Source organism: Jeotgalibacillus sp. JSM ZJ347 (assembly GCF_044383825.1).
Taxonomy (GTDB): domain Bacteria; phylum Bacillota; class Bacilli; order Bacillales; family Jeotgalibacillaceae; genus Jeotgalibacillus.
This window is the reverse complement of the sequence record NZ_JBISEN010000005.1, coordinates 64,479-85,840: the sequence shown is the minus strand read 5'-3', so window position 1 is coordinate 85,840 and position 21,362 is coordinate 64,479. Positions and strand designations below refer to the sequence as shown.

At 38.3% G+C, this 21,362-nt stretch carries 20 protein-coding genes; 16 read left to right on the top strand and 4 right to left on the bottom strand.

The features are described 5' to 3' along the window. Positions 1–2: 2 nt before the first annotated feature. From ACH6CZ_RS14050 to ACH6CZ_RS14005, 10 genes are all read left to right on the top strand, one after another. On the top strand, positions 3–380 hold the full coding sequence (locus ACH6CZ_RS14050; protein WP_374098092.1) for a PTS glucitol/sorbitol transporter subunit IIA: 378 nt from the start codon (positions 3–5) through the stop codon (positions 378–380). An 18-nt stretch (positions 381–398) separates the two neighbouring features. Then, entirely contained in the window at positions 399–1,700 is a 1,302-nt protein-coding gene (locus tag ACH6CZ_RS14045) for an NAD(P)H-dependent oxidoreductase (protein WP_374098091.1), read from the top strand. 110 nt (positions 1,701–1,810) lie between these two features. Beyond that, positions 1,811–2,149: a bh protein gene (locus ACH6CZ_RS14040; RefSeq protein WP_374098090.1), complete on the top strand. Its 339-nt coding sequence runs from the start codon at positions 1,811–1,813 to the stop codon at positions 2,147–2,149. A gap of 140 nt (positions 2,150–2,289) precedes the next feature. Then, complete coding sequence (locus ACH6CZ_RS14035; RefSeq protein WP_374098089.1) at positions 2,290–3,273, top strand: thiamine pyrophosphate-dependent dehydrogenase E1 component subunit alpha; 984 nt, start codon at positions 2,290–2,292, stop codon at positions 3,271–3,273. A gap of 24 nt (positions 3,274–3,297) precedes the next feature. Beyond that, entirely contained in the window at positions 3,298–4,278 is a 981-nt protein-coding gene (locus ACH6CZ_RS14030; protein WP_039807473.1) for an alpha-ketoacid dehydrogenase subunit beta, read from the top strand. A gap of 20 nt (positions 4,279–4,298) precedes the next feature. Beyond that, positions 4,299–5,657, top strand: coding sequence for a dihydrolipoamide acetyltransferase family protein (locus tag ACH6CZ_RS14025; RefSeq protein WP_374098088.1), 1,359 nt, complete (start codon positions 4,299–4,301; stop codon positions 5,655–5,657). Positions 5,658–5,664: 7 nt separating this feature from the next. Next, positions 5,665–7,041 (top strand): dihydrolipoyl dehydrogenase, encoded by a 1,377-nt coding sequence (gene lpdA / locus ACH6CZ_RS14020; RefSeq protein WP_374098087.1) that lies wholly within the window; start codon positions 5,665–5,667, stop codon positions 7,039–7,041. A 146-nt stretch (positions 7,042–7,187) separates the two neighbouring features. Beyond that, positions 7,188–8,126 (top strand): sugar-binding transcriptional regulator, encoded by a 939-nt coding sequence (locus tag ACH6CZ_RS14015; protein WP_374098128.1) that lies wholly within the window; start codon positions 7,188–7,190, stop codon positions 8,124–8,126. A gap of 175 nt (positions 8,127–8,301) precedes the next feature. Next, the gene (locus ACH6CZ_RS14010) at positions 8,302–8,478 is read left to right on the top strand and encodes a hypothetical protein (RefSeq protein ID WP_374098086.1); all 177 of its coding nucleotides are present in this window, start codon (positions 8,302–8,304) and stop codon (positions 8,476–8,478) included. A gap of 30 nt (positions 8,479–8,508) precedes the next feature. Next, positions 8,509–8,844 (top strand): hypothetical protein, encoded by a 336-nt coding sequence (locus ACH6CZ_RS14005; protein ID WP_374098085.1) that lies wholly within the window; start codon positions 8,509–8,511, stop codon positions 8,842–8,844. A 211-nt stretch (positions 8,845–9,055) separates the two neighbouring features. Here the strand turns inward: ACH6CZ_RS14005 and ACH6CZ_RS14000 are convergent, their stop codons facing one another. Together ACH6CZ_RS14000 and ACH6CZ_RS13995 are read right to left on the bottom strand one after the other, a co-directional pair. Continuing rightward, complete coding sequence (locus tag ACH6CZ_RS14000) at positions 9,056–9,532, bottom strand: DUF4825 domain-containing protein (RefSeq protein WP_374098127.1); 477 nt, start codon at positions 9,530–9,532, stop codon at positions 9,056–9,058. Between the two features lie 641 nt (positions 9,533–10,173). Next, positions 10,174–10,851 (bottom strand): cell surface protein, encoded by a 678-nt coding sequence (locus tag ACH6CZ_RS13995; RefSeq protein ID WP_374098084.1) that lies wholly within the window; start codon positions 10,849–10,851, stop codon positions 10,174–10,176. 213 nt (positions 10,852–11,064) lie between these two features. Between ACH6CZ_RS13995 and ACH6CZ_RS13990 the strand changes: the two genes are divergently transcribed. Both ACH6CZ_RS13990 and ACH6CZ_RS13985 read left to right on the top strand, forming a co-directional pair. Continuing rightward, positions 11,065–11,205, top strand: coding sequence for a hypothetical protein (locus tag ACH6CZ_RS13990; RefSeq protein ID WP_374098083.1), 141 nt, complete (start codon positions 11,065–11,067; stop codon positions 11,203–11,205). Positions 11,206–11,721: 516 nt separating this feature from the next. Then, complete coding sequence (locus ACH6CZ_RS13985) at positions 11,722–12,585, top strand: DegV family protein (RefSeq protein WP_374098082.1); 864 nt, start codon at positions 11,722–11,724, stop codon at positions 12,583–12,585. Positions 12,586–12,780: 195 nt separating this feature from the next. Here the strand turns inward: ACH6CZ_RS13985 and ACH6CZ_RS13980 are convergent, their stop codons facing one another. Continuing rightward, positions 12,781–14,667: an RNA-directed DNA polymerase gene (locus ACH6CZ_RS13980; protein ID WP_374098081.1), complete on the bottom strand. Its 1,887-nt coding sequence runs from the start codon at positions 14,665–14,667 to the stop codon at positions 12,781–12,783. A 272-nt stretch (positions 14,668–14,939) separates the two neighbouring features. Between ACH6CZ_RS13980 and ACH6CZ_RS13975 the strand changes: the two genes are divergently transcribed. Together ACH6CZ_RS13975 and ACH6CZ_RS13970 are read left to right on the top strand one after the other, a co-directional pair. Further along, on the top strand, positions 14,940–16,055 hold the full coding sequence (locus tag ACH6CZ_RS13975) for an RNA-directed DNA polymerase (RefSeq protein ID WP_374098080.1): 1,116 nt from the start codon (positions 14,940–14,942) through the stop codon (positions 16,053–16,055). 227 nt (positions 16,056–16,282) lie between these two features. Next, a complete protein-coding gene (locus tag ACH6CZ_RS13970; RefSeq protein WP_374098079.1) occupies positions 16,283–18,079 on the top strand; it encodes a DUF4365 domain-containing protein in 1,797 nt (598 codons plus the stop codon). 93 nt (positions 18,080–18,172) lie between these two features. Here ACH6CZ_RS13970 and ACH6CZ_RS13965 read toward each other — a convergent pair whose 3' ends face one another. Further along, a complete protein-coding gene (locus ACH6CZ_RS13965; protein ID WP_374098078.1) occupies positions 18,173–18,781 on the bottom strand; it encodes a GntR family transcriptional regulator in 609 nt (202 codons plus the stop codon). A 264-nt stretch (positions 18,782–19,045) separates the two neighbouring features. On the opposite strand from ACH6CZ_RS13965, the gene garR reads away from it, so the two are divergent. Continuing rightward, entirely contained in the window at positions 19,046–19,945 is a 900-nt protein-coding gene (garR, locus tag ACH6CZ_RS13960; RefSeq protein ID WP_374098077.1) for a 2-hydroxy-3-oxopropionate reductase, read from the top strand. Then, positions 19,942–21,360, top strand: coding sequence for a four-carbon acid sugar kinase family protein (locus tag ACH6CZ_RS13955; protein ID WP_374098076.1), 1,419 nt, complete (start codon positions 19,942–19,944; stop codon positions 21,358–21,360). The genes garR and ACH6CZ_RS13955 overlap by 4 nt, the downstream gene beginning before the upstream one ends. Positions 21,361–21,362 lie beyond the last annotated feature (2 nt).

Here is a 21,362-nt window from a genome sequence, read left to right as displayed (position 1 = left end):
AGGTGAACAATCTTATGATTAATAAATATAAAGCGAAAATTACAGGAATCGGTGAAGATGTCGAGTTGTTTTCTGAGGAAAATATGATGGTGATTTTTAACGACACAGTACCAGAAGAGCTCCGGTCATTTGCTGTTATACATGAAACAGCTGACCTTGCTGAGAAGGTGGAAGCTGGAGACTTTCTAGAAATCAATGATGAGCGGTATGAAATTCTTTTTGTCGGAAGCAAAGTGAATGAAACGCTTCAGGAACTCGGCCACTGTACAATCTCTTTTTCAGGAGATGTGACAGCTGACCTGCCGGGAACGATGTGTGTAGAGAAAAAAGAGATGCCTGAATTGGCACTGGGAGCGGACATTCGCATTCTAAAAGTCTGATAAAGAGGAGATTATACTATGCTAGGAATAAACAGGAAGCTTGAAGAGTTGGAGAAAGCAGGAGGTCAGATCAAGGTTGGCCTTGTCGGCGCAGGTCAGATGGGCCGGGGAATGGTTTCACAGATCGAAAGTATGTCAGGCATGCGCGTGGTGATGACTGCAGATATCCAGATCGATCATGTAGTAAATGCCTATGTAAAGTCTGGTGTGCAGGACACAGATATCGTCAAAACAAACGTGTTAGAAGAAGCGGATGAAGCGATCCGTTCAGGTAAAGTGGCAGCGACAACGGATGCACAGCTGGTTACATCTTCAACAGAGGTGGATGTGATCGTTGATGCGACAGGTGTACCTGATATTGGTGCGAAAATAGCATGGGATGCCATTTTAAATAAAAAACATATTGTCATGTTGAATGTAGAGGCAGACGTCACAATCGGCCCGCTTCTTTTGAAAATGGCTGATGCAAGTGGAGTTGTCTATACAGGAACAGCAGGTGATGAACCAGGTGCTGTCATGGAATTATATGATTTTGCAGATGCCCTCGGATTTGAGGTGGTTGCACTTGGAAAGGGTAAGAATAACCCCCTCAACCTCTCAGCGAATCCTGATTCGGCAGCAGAAGAAGCTGCAAGAAAAGGCGCCAGTCCAAAAATGCTCGCATCTTTCCAGGATGGTACTAAGACAATGGTGGAAATGACCGCTGTAGCGAATGCCACCGGCTTTCTTCCTGACAAGCCTGGCATGCATGGCTTTGTCAGTGATGTAAAAGGGTTACCGGAGATTTTTCAGCTGAAAGAAGACGGCGGTCAGGTCAGCAATAAAAAGATTGTGGAATACATCAACGGTGTTGCACCAGGTGTATTTGCCATCATCGCTTCAGAAAAAGCTGAAGTCAATCATGAAATGCAGTACTTAAGCATGGGAGAAGGGCCAAATTACGTGCTGTATCGTCCCTATCATCTGACAAGTCTTGAGACACCGATCTCAATTGCCCGCGCGTATATTTATAATGAGGCAACAATTGCTCCGTGGGAAGGACTTCAGGCAGAAACAGTCACAGTCGCAAAAACGGATCTTGAAGAAGGTCAATTCCTTGATAGCATTGGTGGTTTCACGGTTTATGGAAGCATTCTGTCAGCTGCTGATGCAAAGGAGAAAAATGCTTTGCCGCTTGGACTCGTTGACCGCAATGTTCAATTGAAGCGTTCAGTTAAAAAGGGTGAACTTATTACTTATCAGGATGTCGTACAGACGAAGGAATCAACGATCTGGAGACTGCGCCGGATGCAGGATGATATGCTTTCTTCACAGTCATAAAGGCAGTCCTGGTTAACGTTTAACATTCCGCGGAAGTATCGGTATGGATAAAAATCGATTATAATATTCGTAAGGACATGTTAAATATTTAAACGAGAAGGTGCGCTAATATGAAAGTGAATAAAATGGAAGCCGGCTTATACTGTTCAAAGTGTAAAGACGAGACGAACCATGAAATTACCTACATTAATAATCATATTAAACGGATCCGCTGTCAGGAATGCAATGAAACAATGGAAATGAATATGGATCTTAAAAAAGACTTTTATAAGGAAATCTATGAGCGTGTTTCCTCTAAGCCCACACGAATTACGGAAGAATACCATGATAATCTTCGTAAGCTTTTATTATCACTTCCTTATCGTGCGATTAAAAAGCCTTACCGGATGATTAAAGAAGTTCATTCTTCCCGCAGAGTCATCAAAACCTATAATCCAAAGAAAAAATAAACTGCCTATTTAAAGGGCCAAACTTCTGATTTTACAAGAAGTTTGGCCCTTTTGTTCTTGACGAATAAACTGAAAAGACTTATAATTTTTACATATGTTACGGTAATGAACAAATGTAAAAATAACGAGGGGGAATACACATGACGCAGGTAAAAAATCTACCGTCAAATGTAAAAGAAACTGATTTAACAAATTTATTAAAACAGATGTGGCAGATCCGTTTCTTTGAAGAAAAAGTGGATGAGTTTTTTGCTAAAGGGATGATCCACGGGACGACACACTTAGCAGTCGGGCAGGAAGCATCAGCAGTCGGTTCAATTGCCGTGCTGGAGGATCGCGATAAGATTACGAGTACTCATAGAGGACACGGACACTGTATCGCAAAAGGAGCGGAAGTGAACCGGATGATGGCTGAATTATTCGGACGCACAACCGGCTACTGTAAAGGAAAAGGCGGATCAATGCATATTGCAGATGTTGATAAAGGCAATCTTGGCGCAAACGGAATTGTCGGCGGAGGATTTGCCATTGCAACTGGAGCGGCACTGACTTCCAAAATGAAAAATGAAGGGTTTGTTGTGCTCTGCTTCTTTGGAGATGGTGCATCAAATGAAGGAAGCTTTCATGAAGCAATTAACCTCGCATCTATCTGGAAACTGCCGGTCGTATTCATTTGCGAAAACAATCAATATGGTATGTCAGGTCCAGTTAAAGAAATGATGAATATTGAAGATGTGGCAAAGCGCGCGGAAGCCTATGGTATTCCGGGATCAGTCGTCGATGGCAACAATATTTTTGATGTCATGAATGGTGTAGGACAGGCTGTGGATCGTGCAAGAAACGGTGAGGGGCCTTCCATTGTTGAAGCGAAGACGTATCGCTGGAAGGGGCATTCAAAGAGTGATGCGAAAAAATACCGTACGCGTGAGGAAGAGCAGGAATGGCGGGCGAAAGATCCGATCAGGCACCTGCGTGATGTCATGATTGAAGAAGGCTTACTAACGGAGGAAGCAGCCGATGAGATCAAAGCAGCAGCTAAAAAAGAAATTGAGGATTCTGTTGAATTTTCAAAAGCAAGTCCAATGCCAACAATTGATGACTTAATGGAAGATATCTATGCATAAAGCAGAACAAAGGAGCGGAAGGGTATGAGAGAGCTAACGTATTTAGAAGCGGTCAGGGAAGCGATGAGTCAGGAAATGCGCCAGAATGAAGACGTTTTTATTCTGGGAGAAGATATCGGTGTCTACGGCGGCGCTTTCGGTGTAACAAGAAACATGATTGAAGAATTCGGTCCGGAACGTATCCGAAATACCCCTATTTCAGAAGCTGCGATCTCTGGAACAGCTGTCGGGGCAGCACTGACAGGTATGCGCCCGATCCTGGAGCTTCAGTTTTCAGATTTCATTACGATCGCCATGGATAATATGGTGAATCAGGCGGCAAAGATCCGCTATATGTACGGCGGTAAAGGGAAAGTGCCGATGGTGCTGCGTACGCCGGCCGGGTCAGGAACCGGCGCAGCTGCCCAGCACTCTCAAAGTCTTGAAGCGTGGATGACCCATGTGCCTGGATTAAAAGTCGTTCAGCCTTCTACAGCTTACGATGCAAAAGGTCTTTTAAAAGCAGCGATGGATGACGATAACCCGGTGATCTTTTATGAACATAAATTATGCTATAAAACTTCATCAGAGGTACCTGAGGAATTATATTCGATCCCTCTTGGGAAAGCAGATATTAAGCGTGAAGGTAAAGATGTCACGATTGTTGCTACTGCGATCATGGTTCATAAATCGCTTGAAGCAGCTGAAGCGCTTGAAAAAGAAGGGATCAGCGCAGAAGTCATTGATCCGCGTACGCTTGTGCCATTAGATACAGACACAATCATTCAATCCGTAAAGAAAACAAGCCGTCTCGTGGTTGTACACGAAGCCGTCAAACGCGGTGGTTTCGGCGGGGAAATTGCCAGTACAATCGCTGAAAGTGAAGCATTCGATTATCTGGACGCACCGATCAAGCGTCTCGGTGGAAAGGCAGTGCCGATCCCCTATAATCCTGAACTTGAAAAATCTGCGATCCCGAGTGTGAATGAGATCGTTGCAGCTGTCAAAGAAACATTAAACCGCTAATAAAAGGGAGGAACGGGGTTATGGCGAAAGAAATATTCATGCCGAAGCTGAGCAGCACCATGGAAGTTGGAACGCTGCTGCAGTGGTTTAAAAATGAAGGTGATTCAGTTGATGTAGGAGAGCCTTTATTTGAAATTATGACAGATAAGATCAATATCGAAGTAGAGTCGTATGAAGAGGGGATTCTGCTGAAGAAGTATTTCGAAGAGGACGACGAAGTGCCGATTAATCATGTGGTCGGCTATATCGGTGAAGAAGGGGAAAAAGTACCTGACACACCACCGGGCGAATCAGGTGCAGCGCCACAGGAGGATGCAGAAGCTCCAGCAGCTGAAGCTGAACCGCAGCAGCGCGCTGAAACGCAGTCTGAAGCAGCACCTGCCTCACAGGACCATCATTCATCTGCTGAGAAAATCAGAGCCACACCGGCTGCGAGAAGAGTCTCAGGAGAAGAAAACGTCACCCTTGCTGATGTCTCCGGATCCGGACCAAACGGGAGAATTCATCAGGGTGATGTCATGGCTTTTGTATCCTCACGTTCATCAACAAAAGCAACACCGCTTGCGAAAAAAGTAGCGGAAGCAGAAGGTGTAGACTTACAGGAGGTCAAAGGAACAGGGTCACACGGAAAAATCTATCGTGCAGACGTTGAAGCTGCCGGTAATTCCACTCAGACACCTGCTGCAACTGGCGGCAAACGTGTGAAGATGGATGGTATCCGCAAAGTCGTAGCGCAGCGCATGCTCCAAAGTAAAACGACAGCGCCACATGTAACCCTGACGACAGAAGTCGATATGACTGAAGCAATCAGTATGCGTAAGCAGCTGCTCGGATCGATTGAACAACAGACCGGCTTCAGGGTTTCCTATACAGAGATCATTCTAAAAGCCGTTGCTTATTCATTAACCCGTCATCCGAATATCAATGTTTCTTTAGAAGGAAATGAGATTGTCTATAAGGATGAGATCAACCTAGGGCTTGCAGTTGCTGTTGATAACGGATTAATCGTGCCGGTGGTCAGACATGCAGATCAAAAAGGTCTGTCAGCGTTGACAGCTGAATGCAAACGTCTCGGAAAAGCGGCGCGTGACAGCAAAGTGAAACCTGAAGAAATGGCAGGAGGTACCTTCACAGTCAGTAACCTTGGCATGTATGCGATTGATGCTTTCACACCGGTCATCAACCAGCCTGAATCGTCCATTCTGGGCGTCGGACGTATCAACGAAAAGCCTGTCGGTGTAAATGGTGATATCGTGCTCCGCCCAATGATGGTTTTGAGCCTGTCATTTGATCACCGTGTCATTGACGGTGCACCCGCTGCGGCATTTTTAACGGAGCTAAAAGAGACACTTGAACAGCCTTTTAAATTACTGGTCTAAGGAGTAGATGCTATTGAATAGTTATGAAGTGGTTGTGATCGGTGGAGGTCCCGGTGGTTATGTCGCTGCGATTCGTGCAGCCAAGCTCGGTAAAAAGGTAGCGCTGGTCGAAGCACGTGACCTCGGGGGCACCTGTCTGAACCGCGGGTGTATTCCATCTAAAACGCTGCTGCGGCATGCAGAAGTAATCGAAAGTATTGAGAAAGCGAAAAGCTGGGGAATTGAAACAGGCGAGCTGACATTTTCATTATCCAAAATGCTGGCGCGCAAAGACGCTGTTATACAGCAATTAAGAAACGGTATTTCATACTTATTGAAGCAGGGAAAGATCGATGTATATAACGGATTTGCTCAAGTTAAAAGCGGGGGTGACATCACCATTCAGATTGCTGACAAGGAAGAGGTCATCCATGCTGAAAAAACGATTCTCGCAACCGGCTCAAAGCCGATCGTACCGCCAATTGACGGAATAGAAACGGCCGAATACTACACGAGTGATACGATTTTCGATATCGAAAAGATTCCAGAATCAATGGTCATTGTAGGCGGAGGCATCATTGGCGTTGAGCTTGCGTGTATTTTTGCGAGCCTGAAGGTACCCGTCACAATCATCGAAATGGGTGACAGAATCATACCCGGTGAGGAACCGGAAGCATCAAAAGCACTTGCTAAGTCATTGAAGAAGAAAGGGATCTCTATTCTCACTAAAACGAAAGTGATAAAAATTGATCAGAAGCAGATCCATATTGAAACAGATCAGGGGAAGAAAGAAACACTTGATACTGAAGCGATCCTGATGGCTGTAGGCCGGGCGCCGAATACATCCGCTTTTTCCGAATTGAATCTGGAGATGGATGGTCCTTTCGTTAAAGTGAATGAAGAAATGGTTACAAGTAACCCTGCAGTCTATGCAGTCGGAGATGTCATTGGCGGATGGCTGCTTGCCCATTCAGCCAGCGCAGAAGGAATGATTGCTGCTGCAAATGCAGCTGGGGAAAAACAGGCCATTAACTATCAACTCGTTCCACGCTGTGTCTACACAAGCCCGGAAGTTGCCAGTGTCGGCATGACAGAAGCAGAAGCAAAGCAAAAGGGAATCGACTATAAAGTAGTGACTGTTCCGCACTCAGGTAATGGCAGAGCTTTGGCGCACGGAGAAGCGGAAGGCTTCACGAAGCTGATTGCAGGCACTAAATACGGAGAAATACTGGGCGTTCTGATGGTTGGACCGCATGTAACGGAAATGATTGCAGAACCTTCAGCCTTTATTCATCTGGAAGGCACTGTGGATGAACTGGCTTCTATGATTCATGCTCACCCTACCATCACAGAAAGTCTTTACGAAGCAGCTGCTTCATGGACTGGACAAGGCGTTCACCACTGACAAATGGTTCATCTCAAATCCAGCCGGCACATGTTATAATCTTAACAGGATGATTCAATTAATGTAAAAACAGGATGTAATCGAAGTACAACAAGAAACCGCTTACATTTGTTTTACTAATCTAAATCAAATGAGAAGGTGCAGCGATCATGAATTGGGATGAGCGAAGGCAAATCGTAAAAGTATCAACATTATATTATTTTGAAGGCATGACACAGGCAGAAATTGCAAAAAAAATCGGCGTGTCCCGTCCTTTAATATCAAAATTACTGAACAAAGCCCGTGAACACGGGATTGTCGAAATCTATATTAAAGATGAAAATGCACATACAGTCGAACTGGAAAATCGACTTGAAAAAAAGTACGGCCTGAAGGAAGCGATTGTGGTTCCTTCAGCCGGCAGAAGTCCGGAGATGGTCAAACACTCACTGGGAAAAGCAGCCTCAGTCTATGTGTCTAAAAATATTGGAGACAAAAAATCACTCGGCATATCCTGGGGCACCACTCTGGCAAAGTTCGTAGAGGAATATCCTTATGAAACCCATCAGGAATTAAAGGTTATTCCTCTAGTGGGCGGAATGGGCAGAAAACTCGTTGAAGTGCATTCCAACCTGCTTGCCTATCAGCTGGCGCAGAAGATGAACACAACATGCTCTTATCTGTACGCGCCAGCAATGGTTGAAAACGAAGAACTAAAAAAACGACTTGTTGAGTCAGAGGATATTTCAATGGTCCTTGAAGAAGGGCGTAATGTAGATATGGCCGTGGTCGGAATGGGAACCCCTTTCGAGCAGTCCACGATGACCACCATGGAATATCTGAAAGAGGATCACTTAAAGGCACTGAAAGAGGCCGGAGCCGTCGGTGACATTGGCTCACGCTTTTTCGATCAGCATGGTCAGCAAATCAAACATCCATTGAATGACATGGTCATCGGGCTGGATATCGAAGAATACAAAAGAATTCCCGAACTAATCGGAATTGTGGAAGGCACACATAAAGCAGAAGGGGTCAAAGCCGCTTTAAAGGGCGGTTACCTGAATGTTTTAGTGATTGATGATAAGACGGCTTCTTTGATTCTTTGATTAAATGTTGTAGAAGATAGTTTCTTCTCTGAGTGTGATTTTTGAACAAACTGATATTTATTAAGTAGTCAGGGGCTCCTTCTCGTATAACGGGAAGGAGCTTTTTACTATTTAGAAAATGATTTTGTTACTAAAAATGTTAAAATTTTGTATCATTTAAAGGGGATAAAGGGAAATGAAAGCAGACAATAGAATATTAGAAGTAGTAAAAGTATTGTCTTTGGTTATTATCGCAATCAGCTCTGTGACTATTACTTTATCGCTTGCCCAGAGTGTTACGCTTTTAGAGGTGATAAATGATAATTTAAGAGGAATTAACACTGCCTTGTTTGATTTGTTAAATAGGGAGTAGATTATAACAAACTTAGGATGGGGTGATTTTTTGAAGAGAAGTTTTATTCTTATATTAGCAATCATTATGACGACCATTATTTTATTCGGTTGTAATAACAGTACATCAAATGGAGAAATAGATAGCGACGATACGCTTAGTGACCAATATGCAGAAGAACAAAACATTTTATCTAAGGATGATGCGGAAGCTCTTGTGTATAACCAGCTAAATGATGAAGAAAAAGAGAAACTTACAATTGATTATTATAAAGAAGAAGGAACAAAGTACTTCATTAGAGTGTATGAAGAGGTAAATGGCAGCGAAAAGGTGATAAAGGAATATACCGTTGACTTTAACACTGAAGAAGTTCAGGAAGTACAGTAACAACCGGTTTATAACCAGACAGAATTCCTTCTCCATATATTGAGAGGGAGTTTTTTTGGAAATTATCCCTGTCCTGAAAACGATTTTGAACATTCACTACAAACGTATATTCAGAAGTGTGAAACCAATGATTCTATATGACTTCTGAATGTTAATTGATTTGAAGTAAATATTCATAATTGTGTTTAGGACAGGGAGTTAAATTCATGCCTTAGTTCAAAAGCTGATTTACACTTTGAACATCTTCTAAAGAATCCTGTATCAACTTCGTTAGTACATCTTCGCTATCAATGTCGTTCAATTCTACTCCATACGATTCCTGTAACTTCTTCCGAGTAATCTTATACTCATTCACTTCACCCTCAGTATCAAAATGGAAGCTTACCCAGTCCACATTTTGCAGCAATGTAAATAAGTAAGAAGAATTGTTGAGCACTGTTTCTTTTTCATCTAACTGTGATTCGGTCCAATCATAGTTCACAGTGATCCCATATGGTTCATCTTTTGTGTGGAGCTCTAATCCACTAAAGTGATTTGCACCCTGTAAATTAACAATAGAATTAACTACTGCGCTAATGTCACCAACATAAGAACCTTTATATTGAAACAAATCAAAGTCATTTTCATTTGAATTACAGGCAGTTAAGAAGAGTATGATTGATAGTGGTACAAACAAAAACTTAATCATCTTCCGCAAATTGATTCCCCCATTAATACGTCAGGTACATTTTGACTGATCCTGTTCTGAAAATGTAACTTTGCTTATCGTCTCTATTCAGATTAACATAGATATTACCATTAATTCTTGCAGGTTCTTTATTCACATTTTTAAATTCCTTTTTATTTATCAGTATATTAGTGTATTCAAATACACAGTGAAAATCACTGCATTTAAAAATATGAACTGCAACCATATATTAAATAATCAAGACTTCATGATTATCTAAAAGAGTAATTCCTTTGATCACTTTTCTATAGCAACTTATAGAAACGCAAATTTTTAAATGTATATATATAATTTGAAAAATCCTAATATATTCTATACAATGTAAATAATTCTAGTAATTGATCGGGATAAAGGAGGGATAATGTTGGGTATTATTAAAAGACCTCTACTATTTATCGTTGGTTTAATTTTACTCGTCATAGTTGCCACTCTACAATTTGGCTTTGATGTTAGTTCAGGATACATATTTGTGTTAGCGATAATTTGTGGGCTTTCAATAGGGATAAGTTTTAATAGAAAATAGACTTTTCGTAAACTCTGCTTATAATATAAGATCACCTCTTAATTCACTATAATGTGATATTAAGAGGTGATCTTTTAAATTATGCTGCTGTAATAGTGGCCGGCACGTAAAGTACACAATTTAGATTTACTCCATTGCCTTTATCTACTTTACTCATAGCCCAACTAACTCCACCAGAGAATAGCGCTACAGGACCTAATGCTTTTGAAGTTACTTTATACCCATTCTTAGCTAGAAAGCTTTTAATTCCATCAGCAGCACCTAAGCCACCTACAATACCATTAATTGCAAGGAAATCATTAAGATCAGTAATCGCTGATGAAGAAAAATAAACTTGCATCCCCCACCAAGTATAATCAACGTCTATATACTGAGAGGCATTTACAGCTTGAACAGTGAATTGACCACTTGCCTCATTCTGTACTGATTCAGTAAATTTATTGCCTTGTTTTACTATATTGGGATTCCAATTTTCTTTTAACAATTCATTATTCTCTTTTACTAAATTTTCAACGATATTAAACTCTTTTTCTCCAATTTCATTCTTTAATTCTTCGCTATCGGTTATGACGAATTTATTATTAGTAACTGTGATATACTTATCAGCTAAGTTTATGGTTTCCATTGGCAGACCATTTTCTACTGAATTTGAGTCAACAGTTTCTGCACTTGAATAGGCTGGGGATATCATCCCTACAAAAAGTAAAGTTACTATCAGTGAAAAGAATGACTTTTTAAAGACTTTACTAAATAACATAAAATCCTCCTTGTTATTTTGTCTGTAGATTACAAGTTGCGCAACTAGTTTACAATTTAATGGTAAATTATCCATATAATAGAGTCAAGTGTTTTGGTCAATAATTCCTATAATTAGCATATATTATTAGAAGATCATTACATTGATTATGTGCGTTAACGCTTTGGCTTCGATGTGTGATGCTAGTTGTAGCTTCAAGGAGAGTTGTTGGCGATGGGTGATCGGAAAAAAGTAGATAAAGGTGGTATTTTAGCTGCTGTAACCGTTGCTATAATGGCAATTATAATCGCTAATGTATTTATATCTTTCCCATTCTTGGGTTCCTTTGGATTTTATAGAATCATTAACGAATGAGGTTTAGCAAAAATTGATTTTTATGATGGGGTTCTCAACAATGTTCTGTACTTCGGGCTCTTATTCTTTTTAATTTATATCTTATCAACTCTGCTTGATACTTGTTCAAAAATACTATTTAGTATGATTGATTACTCGATTACTAAAAAAGTCATGATTTTTAATTACCTCATACAACTTGTTATTTGTGCAGTTGTATTTAAAGTAGTAACAGATGTATATTTTAGAAGAATTGAATTCTCATTTTTAGGTTTGATTATTTTGTTTTCTATCGTTTATGCGATCTATTATGTGTTACTCGATAGTGAAGAGACGGTAGATTAGAGAATATGTAATATAGTGATTGTCCGAAAAGTTTGACTGTCAAAAGTTCAAGAGTTCCTTCTCACAAAAATGAGAAGGAGCTTTTTTCTTCCAAAAAATTATATTTGTCACATCACTAACCCCACAATCTCCTGTATAGTTAAAGCAATAACTGGAAAAACAAACGCTACAAACAACCAAGGGGGAGTTCACATGCCTAACATCATCCTATCAACCGAAAGCGGCGCCGACCTGCCGAAGGATCTAGTTGAAAAGTACAATCTGCAAGTCGTTCCCATGCACATCATCATGGACGGAAAAGATTATCTGGACGGCTCTTTACCAGTCCAGGACATCTATGACTACTATGACCGCACGAAGAAAATACCTTCCACCACCGCCACGAATATTCACGAGTACCAGGAGTTTTTCACATCTATCAAAGAACAGTACCCTGACAGCACCATCGTACATATCGGCTATACATCACAGGCATCCTCATCCTTTCAAAACGCAGTCATCGCTGCAGAAGAATTCGAAAACCTCCACCTGATCGACGCGCTAAACGTAACCGGAGGATTAGCAGCTGTTGTATTATATGCTGCTGACTTACTGGAAAAAGAACCTGACATCGAACCAGCACACTTAATCGAAAAAATAGAAGCAGTCGTTCCAAAATCAAAACTCGCCTTCATCCCGGGCAGCCTCGAATTTCTAAAAGCAGGAGGCCGCGTCAGCAACATGGCTTCCCTGATCGGCGCACTGCTGAAAATAAAGCCATGCATCGAATTAAAGGGTGGAAAGCTCGTCTCCACAAAGAAATACCGCGGGAAAATGAGCGGAGCGACTGAGAAGCTTTTTAGTGATTACTTAAAAGAATTCGATATTGATAGAGAGCAACTGTATCTGATTTATTCGATTGGACTTGATGAGGGGATCAAGCAACGGATGGATGAAGTTGCGAAGGAGAATGGATTTGAAAATGTTAGATGGATTCAGGCTGGTGGGATGATTTCGACGCATTCGGGACCTGGGGGATTTGGGGTTGCGGGGTTGGAGAATTTAAAAAAGCTATAAAAAAGATTAAACTGACAGTTACTTATCATAGGGAAAGTACTAACTACATAAAATTGAGTTTTATAAAAATCTAATAAAAAAATACCCTGCGCTGAACAATCTTTTTAAGGTTAACTGATTTTGATTGTCGACATAAATAACTTCTAACGCAGGGTTTGTTTTTTATAATATGATTTTGATTTGTCAATATTTCAATTAATAATCGCTATTAATAGTATCATTTGAAATGTTTTCAGATTTAAGAATACTTCTTTTAAAGAACCATTCAAACTTACAGGTCCAATTAAAATAAGATCTGTTGATTAATACATCAATCTCAGAAGGAGTTACAGATGATTCTAAATTCATATTTTTTTTCATCTCATTATATTCATTTTTTAAAGACATATGAATTTTTTTTGTAATAAAATTTTTGTTGAACCCAGGATAATGATAAAAGTCATTAATTAGATAGAAGTAAAAAGCGTCTTGATATTTCTTTGGGCTTTTTTGAGTATAATTTTTTAAAAAGAAATCCAGAGTGGAAATAATTTTTTTAAGCACAATAATATATTGCTTAGTAACAATTTTGTCTTCATTTAATATATATAATGCAATTGTGCAAAGACTGAAATAATCGTTTTTATGTTTTTCAATTAGTGAACAAAGTAAAGAAGAGGATATTTTCTTATCTAAAAATTTCATTGCTATAAGTAAATCGTATATTTTAGGGAAGTGATTTGAATTCTGTTTTAAAGCTTTCACCATAAAATGAAAAGCGTCTTCATCTAACTTGCGTAGCAGACTCTTGTCCATTTTTTCTTTTTTAGAGAATTCTATACATTTAAGAAAAAAAGTATAGTAATACCTAGAACTATAATATTCAGGAGAATGAGAAAATAAGTGTAAAGCTAGTTCGAATATTAATTTCCGGTCACGTTCCACCTTGGTAGTTTTGATAAATTTATTTAGAGACTTTAAGGTATATCTTACTAACTTTTGTTTTTTAGTAGGGTATTTTTGTATAATAACTTCAAAATCAATTAAGAAATTACTTATGTATTTCATACGATTATCAAAGTTAGAAGTTTCGAAATATTTTTGGGAAAAGTAATCTATTACTTTGATTAATGTGACAATACTGTCATCTTCTAAAGTAGTTTTGGAATCTGCTAAAGCATATTTGTTATCGTTTAATGATAATTTGTATTCTTTAAGTCTATTACTAATTATTCCTTTAATTTTATCATCATTCATATCACTAACATTATTGAAAAAAATAAAGTAATCATCAATATAACGATAAATAATATAATCTTTATTATATTTTAATCCAACATCAAACAAATCCCTAAATATATTTAAATCAATTCTTGTTAAAAGAATTTCAGATATAATCCTAGAGAATTCTGGACCTATTATGATTCCGTTGGTTTCTTTGTAATTTATCTGTTGACATATTAAATCTATAGCCTTCAGAAAGTCATCAGTATTTGTATTTAAAGACCCTGTTTTGATACTGTATTTATCACCTGCCAATGCCCATTCTATAGAATGGGTGTAAATTGAGTCAAAATAATTTTGGATATCTAATTTCATAAAATTATCATACTTAGATTTCGATCGATGATATATGGGAGAATTTAAAAATTGAGTAAGCATACTAAATTTCTTGTATCTAAAAAAATTATGATATTCTTCAACAACATCGTTATAAGATAGCCTGATCATATATTTATCATCAGCATTAAAAAACTGTTCATTGTCATATGTAATTTTTTGTAGCTTTCTTTTTATTAAATGAGTATTTATTGAATTTATTTTATAAGGAGATCTTATACTGAAGGGTGACAGCGAACAAAAACTAGTTATATTAAACTTAAATGCATCAATAAAATTCATCATTTGTAATTGTGCAATGGGATGAGGCAAACTCAATACCCTATTATTAATTGAATTAGGTTTAGGGATTTCAAAATTATAAGGAATAGTATATATCTTATTCGAAAAATCCTTTTTTGCTAAATATAGGTTTTTGTTTGTGAAATTTATTGGCAATTCTGAAGGTAAAACATCAGTTTTAAGAAAAAACTTATTTTTCATAATAACCTCTTCCATTTTTTTGTTTTATTTCTTATTATAATAACAGAGGTATCGGCCAAAAGTAACACGGGAAATGGTTTATTCAACTTATATACTGTTAGATCGGTCAAGCTTTTACATTATACTGTTGAACAGTACCTGCTCCTTGCACACACATTAGGGATCTTGATTCATTATATAATTAAGCTCCAATATTACCCGCTTGTTGAGGGGTGATAAGGTGGTGAGCTTGCTTACCACCTAGCCATACCTTTAAAAGGAGTGAATTACCTTTGAAAGTTTCTAAATATAAGCGTCTAATAATAAAAAATCGTAATATTTATGTAGCGCCTTCGAGTCAAAAACTAGTTGACTATCAGATTCATTTAGAACTTAAAAATAAGTATAGATTAATAGATAAAAACAGAGATTACATAATTGATGCTTTATTAACTGTTTTAAGTAATAAAAATGAAAAAATAGCTAAAGGGACATCTCTGACAATTTTAAGATTTGATGTGAAGAATTTTTTTGAGAGTATAAATACTCATAAACTGTATCAAAAATTAAATAAGTCTATGATGTTAAAAGAGAACTCGTTAAATAAGGTGAAAGAAATCGTGTTTTCTAATAAGGTTAAAGGGTTGCCACAGGGAATAAGCTTTTCTTCATCGTTGTCAGAAATTTATCTTGAAGAATTTGATCAACTTATGCCGATTATTCTTCCTAATATACAACTCTATGAAAGATTTGTAGATGATATTATTGTAGTGATTTATGGTAACCACAAAGAACAAAAAGATCATTTAATATCTTTAGTTGAAAAGCTTTTGAAAAATTATCAGTTAGAACTAAATGATAAAACTCAACTACAAGTTGTTAATAAAGAAAACAATTTTGATTTTTCATATCTTGGTTATTCCTTCAAAAGTAGCAACGGTTCAAATGAAATCGACGTTTCTGTTAGTAATGATAAAATTAAAAAATATATAAAAAAGATCCAAGAATTATTTTCACGTTATTTTCATAGCAGCAGAAATCAATCGGATGTTTATATCTTATATTATTCTTTAAGAAATCTTTTGTGGAAAGTTGAAACAAAAAAATATTCTACTAATAAAATAGTATCTTATGGATTTAAAAATAGTTATAAACGTATTAATAGATATGAAAGCTATGATTTACTAAATAAAGAAATTGCTAAACAAATTAATACCTCCAGATTGTTTAGTAAAAAAAATAAAAAATTATTATTTTCTTTAAACCTTTCACAAGCACCGCAGATTTATAACTATAACAAAGCTACTCTTTCTCAACTTCATTTAATTGCCAATAATATTGGAATACCTCAACCTCTAAAAATAACCAAAAATAAATTGGTGATGAAAATATTTGACAAACTCTATTGATTTTTAATTATGTACTATAAAAGTAATAATAGAAGTCTCTCCCTATTTTGATAATGCTTTTTAAGACTCATTTCAAATTCACATTTCGAAGTAAATATACATTAATTCTGTATGACTTCTGAATTTTAATTAAATCATAGTATATATACAAGCTTTTCTCAGAACAGAAGGATTTTTCCTTCTTTATCATTTTTTATTTATCAAATAATTATTTTTAGAGGTGAATAATGGATAAGGTGATTATTGAGCACTTAGCTTGTATGGAGATTAACTATCATATACTGCAACCACCATACAGATTAATTAGTAATGTAAAGTGGAACGACAAAGGGCTCTCATTTGATGGTGATGTTGAGATATATAATGGTGCTATAGAAAAAGCTAATTTTAAAGGGAGAGTTCCTGTTCAAGTAAAAGGAACAACAACTTTTAAAAAAGTAAATAAAAAAAATAAAATAAAACATAGTGTCGCCAAAAAAGACTTAGAGGTCTATTACAAAGATGGGCAAGGTGTACTTTACTTTGTAGTTACCATAAATAAAGCCACACGAGCAAAGCAAGCATATTATAGAAGACTTGCACCGTTAGATTTAAAAGGTATACTATATCAACTTAAGAATAGCGGTAATGAAACGATCTCAATATCATTTAAAGTTTTGAATATAGGAGAACTAGAATCAATCTGCATTAACACTTTGAGAGTAGTAGAAAGCCAGCCAAAACATTTAATTGAGGCATCTCACGAAAAAGATTTCACCAATTATAAGATCCGTTTCCATGATACTGATAAAGAGGGCTATAATTTGTTTGAAGAGAGCGTTTATTTGTACGGAATTTTAAATAATTATGAGATTCCTCTTAATTCTGTACTACTAAAAGAGATTAAAATGGGTAATTTTGAAGTGGTTGAAATAGACAATAATAGCTTGGTGATTAATTACAATATAAGAGAATCAGAAGATAAGATCATAGTAATTATAGAAAACACATTAACTCTCGAGGTCTATAAAGAGGTGAAAACAGGTAAGTTACATATAGATAAAATAAAATCGATCGATTCATACTTGAAATGCTTGTATTTCATTAAATATCACATCGAAAAAGGTAAACTACCTTTTAATAAGATTAACCTGGGTGTAACTATAACAGAAAAAGACTTATTTGATAATTTGTCAACTGATATAAAGTTTTATGAAGAAATGAAAAACATTTTTAATCAAATAGGAATTAGTGCAAATTATGAGTTTGATAAGAACGAGGACTTAGAGCATCTTTTTACTGATATTATAGAAATTTTTAATGATAAAAAGTTAGATCGTATTAATTTTGAGAAAGACTTTAAAATAGAAGATATGATATTTAATCTAGAGTTATCAAATTATATAAAAATAAAGGTTATGTATAGCGGAAATAAATTTATTAATATGTTTAGCAAAGAAGCATTGTCTATAGTGGGAGGATTTACTCCCAAAAGTGAAATAAAATTTGAACAAGAATTTAGTGAGTGGAAGGGAAATGATTGGAACGATAAGTATTGGAAAGTAAGTATATTTACTCCAGAAAAAATAAATGATTTAGAAGAAATGGCAAATTTTAATTTTGATATATTTAAATTATCTTTCACTGAGGAGTTTCATGACATTGAATCTGACGTTACTATAAACAAATCTTTGGATTGTATAAATTATTATGATTCAATCAATGATGAAAGATATTTAGATTTGGCTTTAGAACTCAATGAAGGGTATTTAGAAAAGGATCCAGAAAGCGATATAGCAAAAATTAATATCAATTTGATAAAAATAAAGAAAAGAATTCAGTTAAGTACTAAAGATGAGCAAGAGATCTTTGAAATACTTGAAAAAGCGGAGAAGAAAAGCGAAAGCTCAATATGTTTTGCATGTGAGGTTATATTAGGAAATAAGCATAAGTCAAATAAAATATTTAATTCCTTGAGTAAAACGGAGCAAGAGGCTTTGAGTAATCTTCCTATATATAAAGCTTTTCAAGCGTTAATTAAATAAAATTACACAAAGTTTGCTCCTGTGCTTGTGGTCTTTATAAGATCTAGAATGTAATAGGAAAAAGCGTTGATCCCCAATCAACGCTTTTTCCTATTACAATACATGCACCGAAAAATCCAAATCCGCCTGCAAATGCTTCTTCATCAATTCCTCAGCCTTCTCAGCATCTCTACCCTTAATCGCTTCATAAATCTCCTCATGCTCATCAATCAACCCAGGTCTCTTATGATACACAACGGTTTTTCTGAACAGATAAATAATCGACTGCATCTGATCAATGATATCAATCATGACAGGGTTGCGACTTGCTTGAACAATTAAGTCGTGGAATTGTTTATTGGCTTTCATGATTTCTTCGATGGTGCCGGTGCGGCCGACGTGGATACATTCGGCGAGTGCTGTGAGTTCGTCGTCTGTCATGTAGGCGGCTGCGGTTCTGGCGGCGTGACCTTCTAGGATCATGCGTACCTGGAACATGTGGCGTAGGTCGCTTTCGGTTGGTTTGACGACGCGTTTCTTTTTGATTAAGCCTTCCTGCTCAAGCCGCCTGATGGATTCTCTGATGGGTGTACGGCTGACGCCGAGTTCTTCAGCAAGGCGTTCTTCTGTTAATTTTGTTCCGCCTTCTAATTCTCCGTTTAGAATTCTGTCACGGATCGTTTCATACGCGAGTACGTAGGCAGATGATGATGGTTTTGACATACGCTTCGGGGCTGCTGCTCGGGGTGATGGATCTGGATGTGTCAATCGATCAGCCGGGCAGCGCCACTCCTCCTCTATCTGTAAAGGTTCGGTTACATCCCTTATTAAGTCCTGCCTTAAGTATAGCGTGAAAATGGGCAGATGGAAATGTTGGATAAAATCATTTTGTATACTTTTTAAAATAAATTGTATACAAAAATAAAATAATCGTGTACAATCGAACTAATTCATGAAAGCCTTTACATTTAGAAAGGAGTTTTTACAATGAGAATTGGATTTATTGGACTTGGGATTATGGGAAAACCGATGGCGAAGAATTTGCTTGCAGCAGATTTCGACGTGACAGTATTCGATTTAAATACAGCAGCGATTCAGGAACTTGCAGCGCTTGGGGCAAAACCGGCCATGTCACCAGCAGAAACAGCAGAGGGGCAGGACGTGATTTTCACCATGCTGCCAGCTCACCCGCACGTTGAAGCCGTACTTTTCGGTGAAAATGGTGTAGCGGAAGCAGTGAAGCAGGGTGCAATTGTTGTAGATATGAGTTCAATCTCACCTGTTTATTCAAAGCAGTTTGCAGCGCAGCTTGCTGAAAAAGGTGTTCATTTTATCGACGCACCAGTGAGCGGCGGGGAGCCAAAAGCAATTGATGGTACGCTTGCGATTATGGCAGGCGGTCAGCCGGACATTTATGAAAAGGCTTACCCGGCACTTGAGGCAATGGGCGGACAGATTATCCTTGTTGGTGACACAGGATCAGGCACAACAGCGAAGCTTGCGAATCAGATTATGGTGAATGTGAATATTGCTGCGATGTCAGAGGCACTGGTGCTTGCGGCAAAAGCAGGAATTGATGTGGAGAAGATGTATCAGGCGATCCGTGGAGGACTGGCAGGCAGTGCAGTACTTGATGCAAAGGTACCACTCATTTTAGAGCGTAACTTTGTCGCAGGCGGCCGCATTGATATTAATGCAAAAGACTTAACAAATGTACTGGATACAGGCAGCGCACTCGGCGTATCACTTCCACTGTCGGGTCAGGTGCTTGAAATGTATGAAGAGATGAAGGCTGAAGGTAAAGGGGCAGATGACCACGGCGGTCTTGTGCAGCATTATGAAAAGCTTGCAGGTGTCAAAGTGCAGAAGGAAGTGAATGCAAAATGACATTAACACTTCAACAGATCAAAGATTATCCGAAACTTGATGCCAATCAGGTCAACAGTGAATATGCAAAAACGTATGAGTCATTTAAACATAAAATTGTCGTCCTTGATGATGATCCGACAGGCGTTCAGACGGTGCATAGTGTATCGGTCTATACGGACTGGGAGAAGGAAACGATTGAGCGCGGGTTTCAGGAAGACAATCAGATCTTCTTTATCCTGACGAATTCAAGAGCGTTCAGCGCCCAGAAAACAGAAGAGGTGCACCGCACGATTGCGCAACGAGTGAAGGAAACGGCAGCAGCGTTCAACCAGCCATTTCTCATTATCAGCCGAGGTGACTCAACGCTTCGCGGACATTATCCGCTTGAGACAGATGTGATGCGCCAGGAGCTTGGTGAGATGGATGGGGAAGTAATCCTCCCATTTTTCGAGCAGGGCGGACGCCTGACGATTGATAATGTGCATTACGTTCAACAAGATGAAGAACTGATTCCGGCAGGAGAAACTGAGTTTGCTGGTGACCGGACGTTTGGCTATCAGGCAAGTGACCTGACTGAGTGGGTGGAAGAAAAGACTAAGGGTGCTTATAAAGCAGAGGATGTCACGACAATCTCACTTGAGTCGATCCGCAGCTTTGCGATTGATGAGATTGAAGCGCAGCTGCTTGCAGTGAAGAATTTTCAGAAGGTTGTGGTAAATGCGATCGAGGAGCAGGATGTACGCGTCTTTACAATCGCATTAATGAAAGCGCTACAAAAAGGTAAGACTTATCTTTACCGGACGGCCGCTACATTTACAAAGGTGATTGGCAATGTGTCTACAAGAAAACTTTTGACGCGTAGTGAACTGATTCAGGAGGATTCAGTGAATGGTGGGTTAGTCGTGATTGGCTCTCACGTGAAAAAGACGACTGAACAGCTTGAAGCACTAATGGAGCTAGATGCACCGGTATTTATCCAATTCAACAGTCACCTGGTGCTTGAAAAGACAGCATTTGATGAAGAAGTGGCACGTGTGAAAAAAGAAGCTGAAGATGCGATTGCTTCAGGCGTCACAGCCGTGATCTACACCCGCCGCGAGCGTCTGGACCTTGGAGAAGGCATGAAGGAAGAAGAGCTTGCACTGTCAGTTGAGATCTCACTGGCCCTCACAAATATCGTCCGCACGCTTTCAGTCACACCGAATTATGTGATTGCTAAAGGCGGGATCACATCAAGTGACGTTGGTACAAATGGTCTTCAGGTCAAGCGTGCCATTGTCAAAGGACAGGTCGCACCGGGGATTCCGGTATGGGAAACAGATGAGGGCAGTACATTCCCGCATATCCCGTACGTCATCTTCCCGGGAAATGTTGGACAGATTGAGACATTAAAAGAAGTAGTTGAACTGCTTGAGCAGAAACAAATAAACTAACA

Bases quoted from the DNA above. Each gene is read 5' to 3' on its own strand.
- ACH6CZ_RS14045 (WP_374098091.1), top strand. From the start codon at position 399: ATGCTAGGAATAAACAGGAAGCTTGAAGAGTTGGAGAAAGCAGGAGGT.
- ACH6CZ_RS14040 (WP_374098090.1), top strand. From the start codon at position 1,811: ATGAAAGTGAATAAAATGGAAGCCGGCTTATACTGTTCAAAGTGTAAA.
- ACH6CZ_RS14035 (WP_374098089.1), top strand. From the start codon at position 2,290: ATGACGCAGGTAAAAAATCTACCGTCAAATGTAAAAGAAACTGATTTA.
- ACH6CZ_RS14030 (WP_039807473.1), top strand. From the start codon at position 3,298: ATGAGAGAGCTAACGTATTTAGAAGCGGTCAGGGAAGCGATGAGTCAG.
- ACH6CZ_RS14025 (WP_374098088.1), top strand. From the start codon at position 4,299: ATGGCGAAAGAAATATTCATGCCGAAGCTGAGCAGCACCATGGAAGTT.
- lpdA (WP_374098087.1), top strand. From the start codon at position 5,665: ATGCTATTGAATAGTTATGAAGTGGTTGTGATCGGTGGAGGTCCCGGT.
- ACH6CZ_RS14010 (WP_374098086.1), top strand. From the start codon at position 8,302: ATGAAAGCAGACAATAGAATATTAGAAGTAGTAAAAGTATTGTCTTTG.
- ACH6CZ_RS14000 (WP_374098127.1), bottom strand. From the start codon at position 9,532: ATGATTAAGTTTTTGTTTGTACCACTATCAATCATACTCTTCTTAACT.
- ACH6CZ_RS13995 (WP_374098084.1), bottom strand. From the start codon at position 10,851: ATGTTATTTAGTAAAGTCTTTAAAAAGTCATTCTTTTCACTGATAGTA.
- ACH6CZ_RS13990 (WP_374098083.1), top strand. From the start codon at position 11,065: ATGGGTGATCGGAAAAAAGTAGATAAAGGTGGTATTTTAGCTGCTGTA.
- ACH6CZ_RS13985 (WP_374098082.1), top strand. From the start codon at position 11,722: ATGCCTAACATCATCCTATCAACCGAAAGCGGCGCCGACCTGCCGAAG.
- ACH6CZ_RS13980 (WP_374098081.1), bottom strand. From the start codon at position 14,667: ATGAAAAATAAGTTTTTTCTTAAAACTGATGTTTTACCTTCAGAATTG.
- ACH6CZ_RS13970 (WP_374098079.1), top strand. From the start codon at position 16,283: ATGGATAAGGTGATTATTGAGCACTTAGCTTGTATGGAGATTAACTAT.
- ACH6CZ_RS13965 (WP_374098078.1), bottom strand. From the start codon at position 18,781: ATGTCAAAACCATCATCATCTGCCTACGTACTCGCGTATGAAACGATC.
- garR (WP_374098077.1), top strand. From the start codon at position 19,046: ATGAGAATTGGATTTATTGGACTTGGGATTATGGGAAAACCGATGGCG.
- ACH6CZ_RS13955 (WP_374098076.1), top strand. From the start codon at position 19,942: ATGACATTAACACTTCAACAGATCAAAGATTATCCGAAACTTGATGCC.